Annotated in this window: 22 protein-coding genes; 7 read left to right on the top strand and 15 right to left on the bottom strand. The window is 68.5% G+C overall.

All coding sequences use genetic code 11. The features are described from left to right. Positions 1-27: 27 nt before the first annotated feature. Complete coding sequence (locus tag SD37_RS43175; protein WP_167369648.1) at positions 28-216, bottom strand: hypothetical protein; 189 nt, start codon at positions 214-216, stop codon at positions 28-30. Between the two features lie 712 nt (positions 217-928). Between SD37_RS43175 and SD37_RS43170 the strand changes: the two genes are divergently transcribed. The 3 genes from SD37_RS43170 to SD37_RS17210 all read left to right on the top strand — a co-directional run bounded on the left by SD37_RS43170 (position 929) and on the right by SD37_RS17210 (position 2994). Continuing rightward, positions 929-1102, top strand: a complete 174-nt coding sequence (locus SD37_RS43170; RefSeq protein ID WP_167369647.1) for a hypothetical protein — start codon at positions 929-931, stop codon at positions 1100-1102. A gap of 100 nt (positions 1103-1202) precedes the next feature. Then, on the top strand, positions 1203-2156 hold the full coding sequence (locus tag SD37_RS17215; RefSeq protein ID WP_044850554.1) for a DMT family transporter: 954 nt from the start codon (positions 1203-1205) through the stop codon (positions 2154-2156). Beyond that, positions 2149-2994 carry an aldo/keto reductase gene (locus SD37_RS17210; protein WP_044850555.1) on the top strand — a complete coding sequence of 282 codons (846 nt, stop codon included), beginning with the start codon at positions 2149-2151 and terminating at the stop codon, positions 2992-2994. Before SD37_RS17215 ends, SD37_RS17210 begins: the two co-directional genes overlap by 8 nt. A 1-nt stretch (position 2995) precedes the next feature. Here the strand turns inward: SD37_RS17210 and SD37_RS17205 are convergent, their stop codons facing one another. Then, positions 2996-3892, bottom strand: a complete 897-nt coding sequence (locus SD37_RS17205; RefSeq protein ID WP_044850556.1) for a LysR family transcriptional regulator — start codon at positions 3890-3892, stop codon at positions 2996-2998. Between the two features lie 78 nt (positions 3893-3970). On the opposite strand from SD37_RS17205, the gene SD37_RS17200 reads away from it, so the two are divergent. Next, entirely contained in the window at positions 3971-4288 is a 318-nt protein-coding gene (locus SD37_RS17200; RefSeq protein ID WP_052674829.1) for a hypothetical protein, read from the top strand. A 134-nt stretch (positions 4289-4422) separates the two neighbouring features. Here SD37_RS17200 and SD37_RS44115 read toward each other — a convergent pair whose 3' ends face one another. Beyond that, positions 4423-4554 (bottom strand): hypothetical protein, encoded by a 132-nt coding sequence (locus SD37_RS44115; protein ID WP_256376584.1) that lies wholly within the window; start codon positions 4552-4554, stop codon positions 4423-4425. 150 nt (positions 4555-4704) lie between these two features. Continuing rightward, entirely contained in the window at positions 4705-5112 is a 408-nt protein-coding gene (locus tag SD37_RS17195; protein WP_236725394.1) for a winged helix-turn-helix transcriptional regulator, read from the bottom strand. 23 nt (positions 5113-5135) lie between these two features. On the opposite strand from SD37_RS17195, the gene SD37_RS17190 reads away from it, so the two are divergent. Then, positions 5136-5915, top strand: a complete 780-nt coding sequence (locus tag SD37_RS17190) for an SDR family NAD(P)-dependent oxidoreductase (RefSeq protein ID WP_044850557.1) — start codon at positions 5136-5138, stop codon at positions 5913-5915. Between the two features lie 428 nt (positions 5916-6343). Beyond that, a complete protein-coding gene (locus SD37_RS17185; protein WP_044850558.1) occupies positions 6344-6979 on the top strand; it encodes a carbonic anhydrase in 636 nt (211 codons plus the stop codon). Between the two features lie 12 nt (positions 6980-6991). Here the strand turns inward: SD37_RS17185 and amaP are convergent, their stop codons facing one another. From amaP to SD37_RS17155, 7 genes are all read right to left on the bottom strand, one after another. Then, positions 6992-7564, bottom strand: coding sequence for an alkaline shock response membrane anchor protein AmaP (gene amaP, locus SD37_RS17180; RefSeq protein ID WP_044850559.1), 573 nt, complete (start codon positions 7562-7564; stop codon positions 6992-6994). Then, positions 7561-8088 carry a DUF6286 domain-containing protein gene (locus SD37_RS17175; protein WP_044850560.1) on the bottom strand — a complete coding sequence of 176 codons (528 nt, stop codon included), beginning with the start codon at positions 8086-8088 and terminating at the stop codon, positions 7561-7563. The genes amaP and SD37_RS17175 overlap by 4 nt, the downstream gene beginning before the upstream one ends. Continuing rightward, positions 8085-8489: an Asp23/Gls24 family envelope stress response protein gene (locus tag SD37_RS17170; RefSeq protein ID WP_044850561.1), complete on the bottom strand. Its 405-nt coding sequence runs from the start codon at positions 8487-8489 to the stop codon at positions 8085-8087. The genes SD37_RS17175 and SD37_RS17170 overlap by 4 nt, the downstream gene beginning before the upstream one ends. A 4-nt stretch (positions 8490-8493) precedes the next feature. Continuing rightward, complete coding sequence (locus tag SD37_RS43165; RefSeq protein WP_044850562.1) at positions 8494-8670, bottom strand: hypothetical protein; 177 nt, start codon at positions 8668-8670, stop codon at positions 8494-8496. Further along, the gene (locus SD37_RS17165; protein WP_044850563.1) at positions 8667-8963 is read right to left on the bottom strand and encodes a hypothetical protein; all 297 of its coding nucleotides are present in this window, start codon (positions 8961-8963) and stop codon (positions 8667-8669) included. The genes SD37_RS43165 and SD37_RS17165 overlap by 4 nt, the downstream gene beginning before the upstream one ends. Beyond that, positions 8960-9430 carry an Asp23/Gls24 family envelope stress response protein gene (locus SD37_RS17160; protein ID WP_044850564.1) on the bottom strand — a complete coding sequence of 157 codons (471 nt, stop codon included), beginning with the start codon at positions 9428-9430 and terminating at the stop codon, positions 8960-8962. The genes SD37_RS17165 and SD37_RS17160 overlap by 4 nt, the downstream gene beginning before the upstream one ends. Positions 9431-9572: 142 nt before the next feature. Further along, entirely contained in the window at positions 9573-9908 is a 336-nt protein-coding gene (locus SD37_RS17155; protein ID WP_044850565.1) for a WGxxGxxG family protein, read from the bottom strand. 169 nt (positions 9909-10077) lie between these two features. Between SD37_RS17155 and SD37_RS17150 the strand changes: the two genes are divergently transcribed. Continuing rightward, positions 10078-10617 (top strand): hypothetical protein, encoded by a 540-nt coding sequence (locus SD37_RS17150; RefSeq protein ID WP_145926649.1) that lies wholly within the window; start codon positions 10078-10080, stop codon positions 10615-10617. 2 nt (positions 10618-10619) lie between these two features. On the opposite strand, the gene SD37_RS17145 is transcribed toward SD37_RS17150, so the two are convergent. The 4 genes from SD37_RS17145 to SD37_RS17130 all read right to left on the bottom strand — a co-directional run bounded on the left by SD37_RS17145 (position 10620) and on the right by SD37_RS17130 (position 15633). Then, positions 10620-11438 (bottom strand): glycoside hydrolase family 16 protein, encoded by an 819-nt coding sequence (locus tag SD37_RS17145; RefSeq protein ID WP_044850567.1) that lies wholly within the window; start codon positions 11436-11438, stop codon positions 10620-10622. Positions 11439-11736: 298 nt separating this feature from the next. Then, on the bottom strand, positions 11737-13335 hold the full coding sequence (locus SD37_RS17140) for an ABC transporter substrate-binding protein (RefSeq protein ID WP_044850568.1): 1599 nt from the start codon (positions 13333-13335) through the stop codon (positions 11737-11739). 10 nt (positions 13336-13345) lie between these two features. After that, a complete protein-coding gene (locus SD37_RS17135; protein ID WP_044850569.1) occupies positions 13346-14248 on the bottom strand; it encodes a serine hydrolase in 903 nt (300 codons plus the stop codon). Continuing rightward, complete coding sequence (locus SD37_RS17130; RefSeq protein ID WP_044850570.1) at positions 14245-15633, bottom strand: serine hydrolase; 1389 nt, start codon at positions 15631-15633, stop codon at positions 14245-14247. Before SD37_RS17130 ends, SD37_RS17135 begins: the two co-directional genes overlap by 4 nt. Between the last annotated feature and the right edge of the window lie 50 nt (positions 15634-15683).

Genomic DNA, 15683 nt, shown 5'->3' with positions numbered 1-15683 from the left:
GAAAGCGAGACGAGCCGTCGAGCGGATTTACTCGACCAGGAAACGGATCGACCGCAGCAGGCCGTCGAACCGCTTGTCCGGTACCGCCTCGGAGTCCGCGGTGAACATGACGTGGCCGTGGCCTGGAAGGTGTGCGGCGGAGCGCAGTTCGTCGCCGACGGCGTGCGGAGCATGAATTCGTGGACCTCGCTTGCCCGCGGGCAGCGGGTCCTCCACGCGCTCGACGCCATGCGCCTGTCATTTCGGCGATGCCGCATGACCGCCGACCAGCGCGCGGATATCACACACCGGCTCCCGAACATGCCCGCCGTCCGATTCGGCGACTCCTGGGCAATTTCGCCCACAGTAGGTCCTCTCGCGATAAATCAATTCCGCCTGGCGCTCACCTACATTTCACTTCGCTGAAATGCATCTTGCGTAAATCGGACAATCGGGCCGGTTTCAGTGATCTGTCAGCGGCCTGACAGCGATACGACAGCCCAATTCCAGCAAACCCGGTCGCAGGCATGCCGAATACCGGTGATGCGACCCGCGCGCGCGTCGCACTGCCCCCGTTTTCGCCTCTCCCCCTCGTCAGCGCCACCTTCCGGTCGCGCACCCCTGGCTGAAATTCAACTTACCCGGCCGACTCGACCGGTCAAGAAGGACGCGTCGATTCACTCGATCTGCCTAATCTCCAAGGTGTATCAACCCTCGATTCGCCACCATATACATCCATGGATTCAGCAGCGCTGAACAGTTCTGTAAAGGCGCGCTAAATGGTGCGGCACGCTCCGCGACACGGGTCGCCTTGGACGCTCGCCGAGATCGGCCACAACCACGAGGGTGACCTCGGCAAGGCCATCGAGCCGGTGCGCCAGGCGGCCACCGCCGGCGCGAACGCGGCCAAGCTGCAGAAGCGGGACAACCGCTCCCTCTGCACCCGTGAATGTTCCTCCGCACCGCGTGGGAGGTACTGCCGATCACGACGATCGACGGGCTGCGGGTCGGTGACAGGAAGACGGGGCCGGTCGCCGGGCTGCTGGAACAGCGGTACTCGGCCATCGTGCGCGGCACCCAGGGGCACGACGAGTGGCTGATCGAAGTCCGGTTCGACAGTTAAGCCGCGCTGAAGGGTTCGCCGCGGAACGTTTCACACATCGCGGCGCCGCCGCGCGGCAGACTGGAGGGGTACGGGAAGCGGCCGGTTCAGGGGGAAAGTCATCGCCACCACCAAACGCGGCAGTCTGCTGCGGCTCGCTGCCGTCGCACTGCTTTGGGGCTCCAGCTTCCTGTGGATCAAGCTCGCCTTGGGTGGCTTCTCACCGGGGCAGATCGTGCTGGTCAGGCTCGCGCTGGGCGGGCTGTGCCTGCTCGTGCTGTGCGCCGCGCGCGGGCTCGCCCTGCCCAGGTCCCCACGGCTGCTGGCGAAGATCGCGGTCGCCGCGGTCTTCGCCAACTTCGCCCCCTATCTGCTTTACGGCATCGCCGAGCAGCAGGTGGATTCGAGCCTGGCGGGCGTGCTCAACGCCAGCACTCCCTTGTGGACGATGGCGATCGCGCTCTGCGTCAGGCAGGAGAAGTCGGTCGGCGCCTGGCGCGGCGCCGGACTGGTGCTCGGCTTCGCGGGCACCCTGCTCTGCCTCTCGCCATGGGAGGCAGGCGGCGCGCTCGGCGGCGCGCTGCTGTGTCTCGCGGCCGCCGCCTGCTACGGGATCGGTTACGTCTACACCAAGCGGTTCTTGACCGGCTCCGGTCTCGACCCGGTCGCGATGGTGGCCGCGCAGCTGCTGGTGGCGACCGGGTTGTCCGCGCTGACGATCCCGGTCACGGGCATGCCGCCGGTGACCGTGCGCGCCGACGCGATCATCGCGCTGGTCATCCTCGGCGTGCTCTGCACCGGGGTGGCGTACCTGTTCAACTTCAGGCTGACCGTCGAGGACGGCTCGACCGTGGCGTCGACCGTCACCTACCTGCTGCCGATCGTCTCGGTGCTGCTCGGCATGGCGCTGCTCGCCGAACCGTTCCGCTGGAACGCCATCGCGGGCATGGCCGTCGCGCTGGCCGGTGTCGCGTTCGTGCGGCGCACCAGCGCTGCGGCACCACCACTTCAGCCGCCACCGGAACCGGTTTCGGCGTGGCCTGGATCAGGAAGAGAGGAAGACACACATGGATGACACCTTCGCCATCGGCGGTGACCTCGTGGTGCACCGGAGCGGTTTCGGCGCCATGCGGCTGACCGGCCCGAACGTCTGGGGCGACCCGGCGGACCGCGACGGTGCGATCGAGGTGGCGCACCGCGCCGTCGAGCTGGGCATCACCTTCATCGACACCGCCGACGCCTACGGCCCCGGCAGCAACGAGGAACTGCTCGCCGACGCGCTGCACCCGTACGCCGACGGCGTCGTCATCGCGACGAAGGCAGGCCAGAGCCGTCCGGGCCCCGGCAAGTGGAAACCGCTGGGCCGCCCCGAATACCTGCGCCAGCAGGCGGAATTGAGCCTGCGCAGGCTCAAGCTGGAGCGGATCGAGCTGTACCAGCTGCACCGGATCGACCCTCAGGTGCCGGCGGCCGAGCAGTTCGGTGCGCTCAAGGAACTGCAGGACGAAGGTAAGGTCGGTCACCTCGGCCTGTCCGAGGTGACGGTCGAGCAGATCGAACAGGCGCGAGAGCTGATCCAGGTCGCCAGCGTGCAGAACCTCTACAACGTGACCGAGCGCCAGCATGAGGCCGTGCTCGACTACTGCGAGCGCGAGAACATCGCGTTCATCCCGTGGCGCCCGATCTCCAAGGGCGCGCTCGCCACGGCGGACGGCCCGCTCGACCAGGTGGCGAAGGAACTCGAGGCCACGCCGTCGCAGGTGGCGCTCGCCTGGCTGTACCGGCGCTCCCCCGCCATCATCCCGATTCCGGGCACCTCGACGATCAAGCACCTCGAGGAGAACCACGCCGCCCTCGACCTGAAGCTCACCGACGAGCAGTTCGGCAGGCTGTCGGAGATCGCCCCCGCCTAGCTCACGACCGCGCGGCCGTCACCAGCGCCTCGACGGCCGCGCGGATCGCGGGCCTGCGGACGGCCTCGTTGCGCCACAAGGCGAAAACCTGACGGCTCAGCACCGGTTCGACGCCGACGATCCGCACCCCCGGCGGGATGGCGTCCCGGCCCAGGCGGGGAATCATCGCGACCCCGTTGCCGCCTGCCACCAGCGCCAGCTGCGTCGCGTACTCGGCGGCGGTGTGCGCGATGCGCGGCTGGACGCCGTGCTCGCGGATCGTGTCGAGCAACCAGTTGTGGCACATCTGCCCGATCGACCAGGTCACCCACGGATCGTTGGCCAGCTCACCGAGTTCGACCGTCTCGCGCGTGGCCAGCGGATGCCCGTCGGGCAGCGCCACATCGGTGATGTCGTCGAGCAGGTGTTCCTTCATCAGCACATCGGGAATCTGCAGCGGCAACGTGAACCAGTCCTGCACCACCGCGATGTCCACGTCGCCGCGGACCACCCTCGGCAACGACTCTTCCGGCTCCAGTTCGGTGAACTCGACGCGCAAGTGCGGGTAACTCTCCCGCAGGCTGCGCAAAGTGCCCGACACCAGTCCTCGCGCGGCCGTCGGGAACGCGGCGATGGTCAGCGAGCCCGTCACGGCGCCCTTCTGCCCCTCCAGCGACGCCTCGGCCTCTCCCATCAGCAGCAGGATCCGGTCGATGTAGCCGACGAGCAGGTGCGCCGAGTCCGTCAGGCGCACGCTCCGCCCGTGCCGTTCGAGCAGCTGCTGCCCGACATCGCGTTCGAGTTTGGCCAGCCGTTGCGAGATCGCCGAGGTGGTGACGTGCAAAGCGTCCGCCGCCCCGCTGATGGAACCGTTACGGGCGACCGCGTGCAGTGCGCGCAGTTGCGCCAGATCGTGCATGCGCTCCAGTATATGGAAATCGACGCGGCCACACGTGTAGTGCAATTACTGTCAGATGGCCGAAATTCGGCGTCGTGAGTGGACTCGATACACAGTCTACAAAGGACTCAACTGGCCATCGATCATCCCAATAGTCCCTTTTACCCGCCCTCCGGCGGAGCCGACATCGCTCTGCTGCGGCTCGACCGCTCCGTCAGCACGACCTACGCCTCGCTCGGCACCTCCGTCACCACCGATGACACCGAGTACGTCTACGGCTGGGATTACAACAATAGCGGCGTTCTGGAGCGCTACCTGAAGGTCGCCGTGCACATCGCCGGGGACGTGGTGGCCAATTCCACGCACACCAGCATCTCCGCACACCGCAACTGGATTCGCAACATCTCGGGCGTCTAGGCCGAACCGGTCCGGGAGCGGAGACGCCAACCACTCCCGGACCAACGAAAGGCTGATAAGAAGTGGTGTCGGCGAGTCGCCTGAAATCACCAGTGGCAAGGCGACGCGAAGACCACGTGGCTCGCGCTGTTCAGTCAGTTGGACCGGATCCGGGACACTCGGGCACCGGCGGGATGGCTGATCACCACCGCCCGCCGGAACGCGAGCTGGATCGCCCGTGGTGAAGCGCGTGTGGTGCCGTTGACGGACGCGCTGGCCGAGATCATGCGAAAGCATTCAGCCCACGCCGGAAGAAGAACTGAACAAGCTGCGGGAACTGGTCAAGGAGGAGGTCGTGTACCCGGTCGACGCCGCGTTGGTGGACCGGGTACACGCGCGGCCGGCCTCACGACGGTGTGAGTGCGGCGCGAACATCCTTACGGTCGTAGCTCGCGGGCGTGGGCGAGGGCCCAGTCGGCCAATGCCGAGACCGGTGCCAGCAGCGACCGTCCCAGGGGCGTGAGGTCGTACTCGACGCTCGGCGGGACGGTTGGGTGCACAGTGCGTGACACGAGGTTGTCGTTCTCCAGCGTGCGCAGGGTTCTGGTGAGCATGCGTTGGCTGATGCCCTCGATCGCGCGGTGCAGTTCGTTGTAGCGGTGCGCCCGGCCGCCGAGCAGGACGATCACCAGCATGCTCCAGCGGTCACCGAGTCGGTCGAAGATGGTGCCGACCGGGCATGCGTCCTGTTCGGCGACCGGCACCGGGCGCGGCAGGTCGTGCGCGAGCACCGTGGGCACATCCGTGTGCGTACCGGACATCGAACTGCCTTCTTTCGTCGTCATGACTGGCCCTCCACGATGGTGCCATGACAACGAAGATCGTGATCGTCGCCGGCGGAACCACCGGCATGGGCCGTGCCACCGCGCTCGCCCGCGCGGCCCGGGGTGATCAGGTGACCGTGATCGGCCGGGCGCGCCGGGGTCTACCGGACTCGGTGACGTTCCTGTCCGCGGATCTCTCGTCGGTCGCCGAGGTCGATCGGGTCGCCGCCGAGATCGCGAACCGGCACGTTCGGGTGGACGCCCTGACCCTGTTCGCGAACCGTCCGATGCCGCAGCGCACGGAGACCGCCGACGGCTTCGAGTACACGTTCGCGCTGTACTACCTGAGCCGTTACCTGCTCGGCACACGCCTCGCCCCGCTCATGGACACGACCTCGGTGATCGTCAACGTCGCCGGTGTCGGGACCACGGCGGGTGAGATCCACTGGCCGGACCCGCAGCTGCGTGACCGCTACAGCATGGTCCGCGCACAGCTGCAGGCCGGCCGCGCCAACGACCTCCTCGGCGTCTCCCACAACGGCAAGGCGAGATATGTGCTGTACCACCCGGGATTCACCCGCAGCGGCCTCGACCTGTACCCGAACCCGGTCATCCGCGGCATGGTGAAGACCCTCGGTCGCCTGTTCGCCCGTCCGGTCGAGAAGTCGGTCGCCCCGATCCTGGGCTGGATCGACCACCCGCCCTCCGAGGCGCTGACCGCGGTCGACCGGGGCAAGCCGGTCAAGCAGTCACTGAAGACGCTCGACCCCGGTGCCGCCAGCCGCCTCGCGACCTACACCGAAAGGCTGCTCACTGGTTGTTGACGTCACCCGTGTTCCGCACTACGTCAGTGTCATCGGCCTGCTCGCCGGCCTCGCCGTGCCGTCGAGCAGAGCTGCGTGGCTGTGGCCACCCGCCTCAGGTGACGCCGGGGCCTGCCGGTCGTTGTGCCGGTGCATCATCCTCCGCAGGTCTTTCCGGTGGCGCCGGTGCCGCGCTGTACCGCGCCGGCACTGCCGATCCCTTCCTCGCGATGACCGCCTACCCGCCAGGCGTGGCTGGGCGCGATCGCACCCGGTTCGACCACATCCTCCTCGTCATCCATGACCAGCCCGGCCCGCCGACCGCCTGACCCGTCCACGGACCCGCGTGGTCACGGGCGGCCAGGGGCTCGGCTCCGTTCCTGTGACCTGTACGACGAGACCTGCGTCATGTCCGATTCGCCGGTTCTCGAGCGGTTATTCTCTGTCCCATGATCGACGCGCAACTGACCCCCTCCGAGGCTTTCGACCTGTTGCTCGCCGGAAACCGGCGGTTCGTCGCCGGAACCCCCGAGCACCCGAACCAGGACGCCGCCCGCCGCGCCGAAACCGCACCAGGACAACGCCCCTTCGCCGCCCTCTTCGGCTGCTCGGACTCACGACTGGCCGCCGAGATCATCTTCGACCGCGGCCTGGGAGACCTCTTCGTCATCCGCACCGCCGGCCACGTCGCCGGTGCGGAAGTGCTGGGCAGCATCGAGTACGCCGTCAGCGTGCTGGACTGCCCGCTGGTCGTGGTCCTCGGCCACGACTCCTGCGGCGCGGTCGCCGCCACCCGCGCCGCCCTCACCGACGGTCTCGGCACCAACGGCTTCGTCCGCGACGTCATCGAACGCGTCACGCCCAGCGTGCTCGCCGCCCGCGCCGCCGGCCTCAGCGAAGACGACGACATCATCGCCGAACACATCCGCCAGACCGTCGACCTCCTCACCGACCGCTCCCGGCTCCTCGCCGACAAGATCGCGTCCGGCCAAACCGCCATCGCGGGCCTCTCCTACCGGCTCGCCGACGGCAGCGCCCGCGTGGTCACCACCCGTGGGGTGTCCGCGGAAGTGACCACCGGCTGAGAAAAGGGAACGCTAAAGGGCGCGGGCGCCCGTCTTGGCGGAGAAGCGGAACTCGACGGTCACCGGCAGTGTGTCGAGGTCGAGGGCCTGCCGCAGCCGCGGCAGGCCCTCGGTGTCGATCCGGCGGCGGATTTCGGTGACGTCGCCGTCCTGTTCGGCACTGATCACCAGCGCGACGGCCGGTGTGTGGCGGGTCCCCGCGAGCGTCGCGTGCGCGGCGTGGACGCCGGGATAGTTCGAGACCTCGGTGACGAACGGCTCGATCGCGGCGCCCGCGGCCAGCTCGGTGCGGCCGGTGGCGGGGTCGGTCTCGAAGTGCCAGGTGTGGGTCTTGGGCTTCCGGGTCAGCTGCGCGACGAGCCACCGCAGCACGAACAGGCCCAGCACGACCGCGACCGCGGCGGCGACGTAGAGCGCCCAGGTCGGTGGCTGTCCCGTACCCGCCACCACCGCGGATTCCGGGCGCAGAACGGTGAGCCTGCCGAAATGGGTCAGCAGCGTGAAGGCACCGGCCGCGATCAGGACGAGACCGAACACGGCGAGCAAGGTGCGATTGAGCCGGGCGGGCCGGTTGAGGCTGGTCATGACGTGCTCCTGGCGCTGCGGACCTTGACCTTGACGGCCGGGCGTAGCGCGGGGTCGATCTGGTCGAGCCGGTGCGTGATCGCGCCGCGAACGGCTTCGGCGAGACCATCGGTGGTCGCCCGCCCGGTAGTCACTTTCGCGGACACCTTGCGGGACTTGAGTTTCACCGTCGCGCTGGACACACCGTCCACTGTGGCGGCCGCGGCGCGAAGAGTGGAGCGGTAGCTTCGACGCGAGGCTCCGGAGTCCAGCTCGCCTTGGAGCGGCAGGACGGTGAGCCTGCCGGGCAGCACCGCCGCCAAGAGCAGGATCAGCCCCAAGAGAACCGCGACGCCGCCGACGACGGCCGTCGCGAGGTCATTCCAGCGCAGCTCGTGCAGGGTGCCGGCGACGCTGTCGTAGCGAATCCAGGGAGGTTCGCCGAGAAGCATCTGGACCGCGACGACCGCCACGAGGACACAAGCGGCGAGCAGGACGAGCGCGGTGAGAGTCGCGGGAATGCTGCGGCGTGGGCGCCGTTTCACTGGACCCTCCTGGTTTCGGCGGTGGCGGTATGCAGCGCGGTGACGGTGATGTCCACTCGCGACACCGTGAGACCGGTGAACTCTTCGACGCGGCGCATCAGATGGCGGCGGGCGTTCTCCGTGGTGCGAGAGACCGACATCGGATAGCTGATGGAGATCCTGACATCGAGGCTCGCGGTACCACCGCTGACTTTCGCGGTGACCTTGGCGCTGTTGTCGATGTCTTCGCCGCCGACAGCGACACCGAGCACGCGGCTCGCGGCACCGCCGACGCCGTCGACCTCGGTCACCGCGTGCGCCGCGATCCGTTGCACCGTGCTGTCGGAAATGGTGAGGATGCCCCGGTCTCCGGCGTCGGCGGGAGCCGTCTCGGGGGTCGCGCTCGACAGGGTGGCGGTCATGGGGTCAGCCCCTGTCGCGGCCGGTGAGTTGCGAAAGGTCGAGCTTGCCGTCGAGGACACGGCCCGCCAGGAGGCCGAGGGCGCCGAGGACCAGGACGATGATGAACGCGCTGAACCCGCCGAAGGCGGCCGCGAGGCCGAGAGCGAGGCCGGTGAGCAGGCCGAGATGCGTGGAATTCATGGTTTCTCCTTGGCTGGTGCGGAGGCGATGTCGCCGATCCGCACGTGGACCGGGAGGCCGATCGGCCCCACCGCCGCGCGGACGTCGTCACTGATCTCGACGGCTGTCGCCGGGTAACGGCCGGTGACACCGATGGTGATCTCGTCGTCGCGGATGCGGATCCCCGCGATCCGGCGCCCGCGCAGGAGGGTGGCGATCTCGCCGAACCGGCCGCTGTGCAGGCCCGCGACATGGGGTTGGGCCTGCACAGCGGCGGCGATGCGGTCGGCGTCGATCTCGACGCCGGGGGTCACTGGACGCGGCCGGTGTCGCTCTTGGCGTCCTCGTCCTCGTCGTCGCCGGGGATGTGCACGTCGGACACGTTGATGTTGACCTCGACGACCTCGAGCCCGGTGATCTGCTCGACCGCGCCGATGACGTTCCGGCGCACCGCGCGGGACAGGTCGGCGATGGACACCCCGTATTCGACGAGGATCTGCAGGTCGACCGCGGCCTGCTTCTCGCCGACCTCGACCGACACACCCTGGCTCGCCGAGGCCGTGGCGCCGGGGATGCGCTCGCGGATCGCGCTGAACGCCCGGGCCGCACCGCCACCCAGGTCGTACACGCCGGAGATCTCCCGAGTGGCCAGTCCGGCGACCTTCGCCACGACGGTGTCGGCGATGGTGGTGGCACCCTTGCTCGACTCCAACGCGCCCGTGCCGGCCTTCTCGACCTGGGACGACTGGCTGGGGGCCTTGGTGGCAGTCGAATTGGTCATGACTTCTCCTCGGGTCGGTTCTTGCGGTCTCGATGGAAGTTCACGCTCGCTCCATCCTTACTTCCACACCACTAGGACCCCGCGCTGAGAAGATCGTCACGACCCCATCGTGTGACACCCGTCGCTCGCGTACCGCCGGCGCTCAGGCACCCGGCGGGTTCCGGCGTGGTTCGGCGGGCGGATACGTGTTCGCCGGCGGCGCCCCCGGATCCGCGGCCGGATATCCCGCCATCGCGCCCGGTTTCGGCCCACGGCGGACCAGCCCGGCGAGGCCCAGGAGGCCGAGCAGACCCAACAGGCCCCATAAACCGTTGTCCCCGTCTGAGTCGTTCCGGTCGTTCGGGTCGTTGTCGGCCTGCTGTCCTGCCTGTGTCGCGACCGCGGGCGCGGATACCGCGTCGGCCGAAACCGTTCCGGTCAAGGCGATGGCTGCCGACGCCGCACATACGGAAATCAATTTCGCTGTTTTGTGGCGCATTCGATGATCCTTCCCTCCGGTGGCCGATGACCGATCGGTCCGTGCGTACCCGCGCGGAACCCGCTCACACCACGGATCACGGATTTGTCACCCACACGGGGCTTTTCGGATTAGACGGCGGCCCACCGGTCATCCGGTTTCCAGCGGCACGAGGAAAGGGAGGAAGGCAATGACGGCGGCATTGTGGGGTCTGCTCGGACTATTCGGCCTTCTGGGCGTCTATGGGCTCGTCCGAGTCCGGCAACGAACGGACAGCCAGGCCCGGCCTCCGGCGGCGGACGTCCTCTCACGGTATCCCGCGGCTCGTGAGCCGGCGGTGCCGAACGCCGATACCGCGCACACGCCGCTCATGATCCCGGCGGTCACCCCGGAGATGATCCTCGGCCCCGGCCGCAGGCGGGTTTCCCGGCCGGGCGGGGTCCACGCTCCCGGCCGGCCTCGCTCGCCGATGCCCCGGCCGAACCTCTCCGGAACGCGGTCCGTCGCCACGCCGGTCTCCGACCCCGGCACTGTTCCGGCCCAGGCGGGTCCGCGGTTCGAATCCGCGGTCCCCGGGCGGCCGGACCCTGAAAGGACCGCCGCGGCGGAGGGTTCCTCGCGGAAACAGCACAGGTTCGGACTGCGCGAACTGCTCGACCCTGTCGTCCGTAAGGCCAAGAAGGTCAAAAAGGTCAAGGAAAATCTCCGCCGGAAACGGCCGAGGCGGTGAGGTCAGACCCGGTCGCGCCCGACGTAGACATTGCGGGCCCGGTAGTACGTGGGCGCCGTCGGGCCCGGCGACCCTGACGAGCCTTCCATCTGCAGGTTGATGATCAACCACATCGGCTTGCCGACGAAGTTCGCGCCGCGGTGCTGGGCGACCCACTTCCCGTCGAGGTAGTAGTGGATGTCCACATCGGTCGCGTTCACCTTGGTGATCCAGGCCCGGTAGCCATGCCATCCGCCGGGGTCACTCACGTTCACCAGGGTGTTGGACCAGGCACCGGAGCCGTTCTTGTAGGTGTTGAACCAGTTCCGGCCGTCCCCTTTGAATTCGAGGATGTCACTCTCCGGCGGCCAGCTCGTGGCACCGGTGAGCCAGAACGCCGGCCAGGTCCCCCGCGCCGACGGGGCCTGGAACTCACCCCTGACCTCCCAGCTCGGGAACTGGTCCGTCACGGTGACCTGCTGCTTCGCGTGGATCGCGCCCGAGTGATAGTGAATCGGCAGATAGGGATCGGCGGAACTGTTTCCTTCGTTCGCCGTGGTACGCGTGGCCTTGAGGACCAGCACTCCCCCGGATTCGAGATAGACCTGACTGTGGTCGGAGGAACTCGCGTACATCCTGGCGGTGCCGTTGTGATCGGAGCCCCAGGGATAACGGTAGTTCCACGCCGCCTGAAGCGTGGAGTAACTGGCGAACGTCCCGTTCAGCACCGTTTCCCAGGTCGCCCCGGCCGGGGGCGGCGCGGCGACGGCCTGCCCGCCCAAGGTGACGCCCGCGAGCCCGGCGGCGCCGGCGGCCAGGAACTTTCTGCGGCTGTGCGGCATTGCTCAACCTCCAGTGGGAATTCACCCGGCCGTTTCCCGGGCACCAGGGACCGCCATTCCGCCTCGAACCGAAACGGAATGTTAGCGTTAACACTATCCGGAGAGGCGTTCGCGCCTCAGGCTGGATGGGAGGACAGGGAAATCGTCGGGGATGCCGGGCCTCAAGTCAAGAGACAGCCCGGAAACCCGGTACGGTGCCACTCATCCGCGAGCCGCGGAATAGCGTTCCTCAACCTACAGGAATTCCTTGGCCCGCGGATCCGAGTGAACAAAATGGGGGGTGTTGTCAACGCGTCGGTCAGTCGTACATCCGGATCGACGACGGCTGGAGGAAGGTGTTCGAGATCTCGAACCTCGCCTTGTTCCCGAAGGTCGGGAGCACCGAGTTCGCGAACTGGGCGACGTCCTGGCGTTCGAACAGCGCCGTCTCCGCGGCCAGCCAGTCCGGGCAGCCCGCGTCCCCGGCCTGGGTGGCCGCCTTGGCGACCAGTGCGTCGTACCGCGGATTGTCGATGTGCGCGAAGTTCGTGCCCTCCGGGGGACGGCTGCCGGATACGAACGGGATCAGCTGGCTCGGCAGATTCAGGCTGACCGGTGCCATCGAGAGGTCCCAGTCGCCGGTGGCGAACATCGTCTGGCTGATCGAAGGGCTGTCCAAGCCCCTGAGCGTGACGTCGACGCCTGCCTCCTTCCAGCCCCGCTGCATCAGCTCGGCGGCCGGTGTCATGGTCGCGCCGATCTGCGTGCCGTAGATGGCGGTCAGCGCGAGACGCTTGCCCTCCCGCACCCGGATGCCGTCCTGGCCCGGTTTCCAGCCTGCCGCGTCGAGCGCGGCCTTGGCCGCGGCGAGATCGAAGCCGGGGATGTGCCCGGTGGCGGAGTCGCCGGTGCACGCCGGGGGTTCCATGGTGATCAGGCTCCGGACCGGGGCGCCGGTGTCCCGGGTCAGCACCTTGGCGACCGGGGCGAGGTCGAGTGCCTGCACCAGTGCGCGGCGCATCGCCTGATCCGCGCCGAACCGGCCGGGCGCCTGGTTGAACCACAATTCGCCGAACGCCACGGTCGTGTCGGCGTGGAACAACCCGCGCGCCCGCAGCCGCTGCTGGTCCGGCCCGATCACCTGGGCGGCGTTGAGTTCGCCGGACAGCAGCAGGTTCGCGACGGTCGTCATGTTCGGGATGACCCGGATGACCACCTTGTCCGGCAAGCCTTTCTGCCGGGAATCGAAGGTACCCGGGCCCCAGTCGTAGTCCTTGCGCCGGGTCAGCGTGTAGTGGTCGTTCGGGACGATCTCGGACACGGTGAACATGCCGGTTCCGTGCTCGCCCTTGGCCAGCGTCTTGCGGTCGGCGAGGCCCTTCGCGCAGACGATCGGGACGTTGCCGACGTTGCGCAGCAGGAACGCGTCCGGTGCCCCGCTGGTGACCCGCACGGTGCCCGCGGAATCGTCGGCGACCGCTTTCGTGCCCACCCGCACCGTGTTGCCCGCGATCGGCGACTTGTTCGCCGGGTCGCCGACGAAGTCGATGTTCGCCGCGACGTCCTTCGCGGTGAGCGGGCTCCCGTCGGGACAGGTGATGCCCTCGCGCAGGGTGAAGGACGCGGTGGTCGTGGTGGCCTCCCAGCGCGCCGCGAGCCCGGCCTCGGGCTGCCCCTTGGCGTCCATGCCGAGCAACCCGTCATAGAGGTAGCGATCGATCTCGCCGGCGACCGAGAGCACGGTGAGCGCCGGGTCGAGCGTTCCCGGATCCGAAGCGACCGAATAGGTGAAGGTCTTGCCGTCGGCCAGTTTCCGGTTCGCGGCCGGATCCGTCCCGGAGGGCGCCGGGGCCGTGCACGCGCTCATGGTCAAAGCCACCACGACTGCCGTCACGGCGGTGTGCCGAGCAGTTTTCATGGGAGTTCTCCTACGGTGTCGCGTTTTCGGCGAGAAGGTGGTCGACGGCCAGCCGGGCGGCGGCGCCGATCGACGCGTCGACCTCGGGAAGGCGGTCGTCGAGGGAATGGGCGCGCGTGAACACCGCGACCGCGAACCGGCGGCCCTCGGGCAAGGTCAGCACTCCCGCTTCGTTGCGGATGCCCGGCAGCGTCCCGGTTTTCGCGGCTATCCGCACCCCGGACGGGAATCCGGAGGACAGCCGGTGCGGCCAGATCTGCTGGGCCATGATCGTCCGGACGCGTTCGCAGGCTTCGGGTTCGCCTGCCCGGTCGGTCCAGATCGCGTCGAGCAGTGCGGTCGTCTCGCGCGGCGTCGACGAGGTTTCCCTTTCCGGGTCGCACATCGACAGGTTCCGCACCTGTTCTTCGGTGGCTTCGGCCAGCAGTGCGTCGATCTCGGCAAGATCCGTCCCGCCGAGTTCGGCGACCCCGATCCGGAACGAGTCCTCGCAGGAGCCGATCAGCCGGGTGCGGGTCAGCCCGAGATCGGCGACCGCCCGGCAGATCGTCTCCTGGCCGAGCCGGTTCCAGATCAGGTCGGTCGCCGCGTTGTCGCTCATCGTGAGCATGAACCAGGCGAGGTCGCGCCAGGTCATCTCGACGTCGTCCGCGCAGCCAGCGGTGCCGATGCCGCCGATCCGGTACCGCGCGGTCACCTTCGTGTATTCGGTCTCGTCGAGTCGTCCCGCCACCACTTCCTTGGCATAGGCGAGCGCGATCGGGATCTTGAACACCGAGGCGAGGACCACCTGATCATCGGCGCCGGCCGACACTTCGGCACCGTCCGGCACGCCGACTTCCCTCGCGTGCAGCGACCCTTCGGCACCCGCCGCGGCGAACACGGCTTCGATCCGTTCGCGGATGTCGTTCATCGCGACACCCGCCGGTCCGCGCGTCCGGTGTGGAGGAACCGGGCCCGGCCGGTGCCGTCGTCGCCGACGAACTGGTGGGCCACGTAGGCGCCGGGGACTTCCGGGATGACGGCGACGAAGGTTTCGCCGTGCCACGGCAGCAGCTCCACCGTGCCCGAGGGCTCGTCGAGTTCGGCGAACTCGCCCTTCGGGGTGCGCCGCAGCCAGAGCCTGCCGCCCTCGGCGGTGACGACGGTGGAGACGACCCGCGACGAGTACTCCCCCACGTACCGGGAAAGATCGGCCGGGGCAGGCGCGGGATCCGGTTCGGGCAGTGGCGGGACCGTGACCCCGGCGAGTTCACTCATCAGCTTGGTGGCGATCTCGTGGTAGACCTTCAGCGTGGCCCCGCCGTTGGTCATCAACGCGAACGCGACGCCGCGCTCCACCGCGATCCGCAGGAAGGCCGACTGGCCGATCGTGCCGCCGTCGTGGCCGATCACGGTGCCGCCCTGCCAGCCGAAGTCCACCCAGCCGAGTCCCCAGTGCGTGCCCATGATGCCGAGATCCGGCACGGCGACCTGCCGCTCGCGCATCGCGCGCACCGACTCCGGCGACAGCACCTGGACGCCGTTGTCGGCCTTGCCCTCGTTCAAGTGCAGGCGGGCGAAGGTCAGCAGATCGCGCGGGCGCATGACCAGCATCGCACCGGCGGGCGCGTTGGAGCGGGCGAGCGACCAGACCTTCGTGGGCACCGGTTCGCCGCCCGATTCCGGGCGGTTGTGGCCGACCGCGGCGCGATGACGGATGGCGTCCTCGGCGCCGCAACCGGCGTGGGTCAGGCCGAGCGGGCCGATCAGCCGCTCGCGTACGCAGTCGTCCCAGCACCGGCCTCGCAGCACCTCGACGATGCGGCCGAGCACGCAGTAGCCGGCGTTGCTGTAGGAGAACCGCTCTCCCGGCGGGAACAGCTGCGGCACGTCCGACAGCAACGGGATGAGCTTCGCCACCGCGTCCTCGCCGGTCCCGGTGTCGGCGAAGACGTCGCCTTCGAACCCGCCGGTGTGACACGCCAGCTGCCGGACGGTGATCGTGGCCGCGGCGCGGGCGTCGGCGACCTGGAACTCGGGCAGGTAGTCGCGCACCGGACGGTCGAGGTCGACCAGGCCCTCGTCGACCAGCTGCATGATCAGCGTGATCGTCCAGATCTTGGAGATCGACCCGATCTGGAACACCGAGTCCGTTGTGGACTCAACCCCGGTGCTCGTGTTCACGACACCCGCCGCGTGCTCGACGATCTCGCCGTCGGCGAACACCGCGATCGCGGCACCGGGAACCTGGTGCCGGTCCAGCAGGGAGGCGAAATTCTCCCGGAGCCAGGTATCGATTTCCGAAATTTTCGACATGCGCACCTCTTGTCCGGTGTGGATGGTCCGGCGTTGCGGGAATGCTAGGT

This window comes from Amycolatopsis orientalis (assembly GCF_000943515.2).
Classification (GTDB): Bacteria; Actinomycetota; Actinomycetes; order Mycobacteriales; family Pseudonocardiaceae; genus Amycolatopsis; species Amycolatopsis orientalis.
Note: the sequence above shows the minus strand (reverse complement) of the source record. Positions and strands in the feature narration are given on the sequence as shown.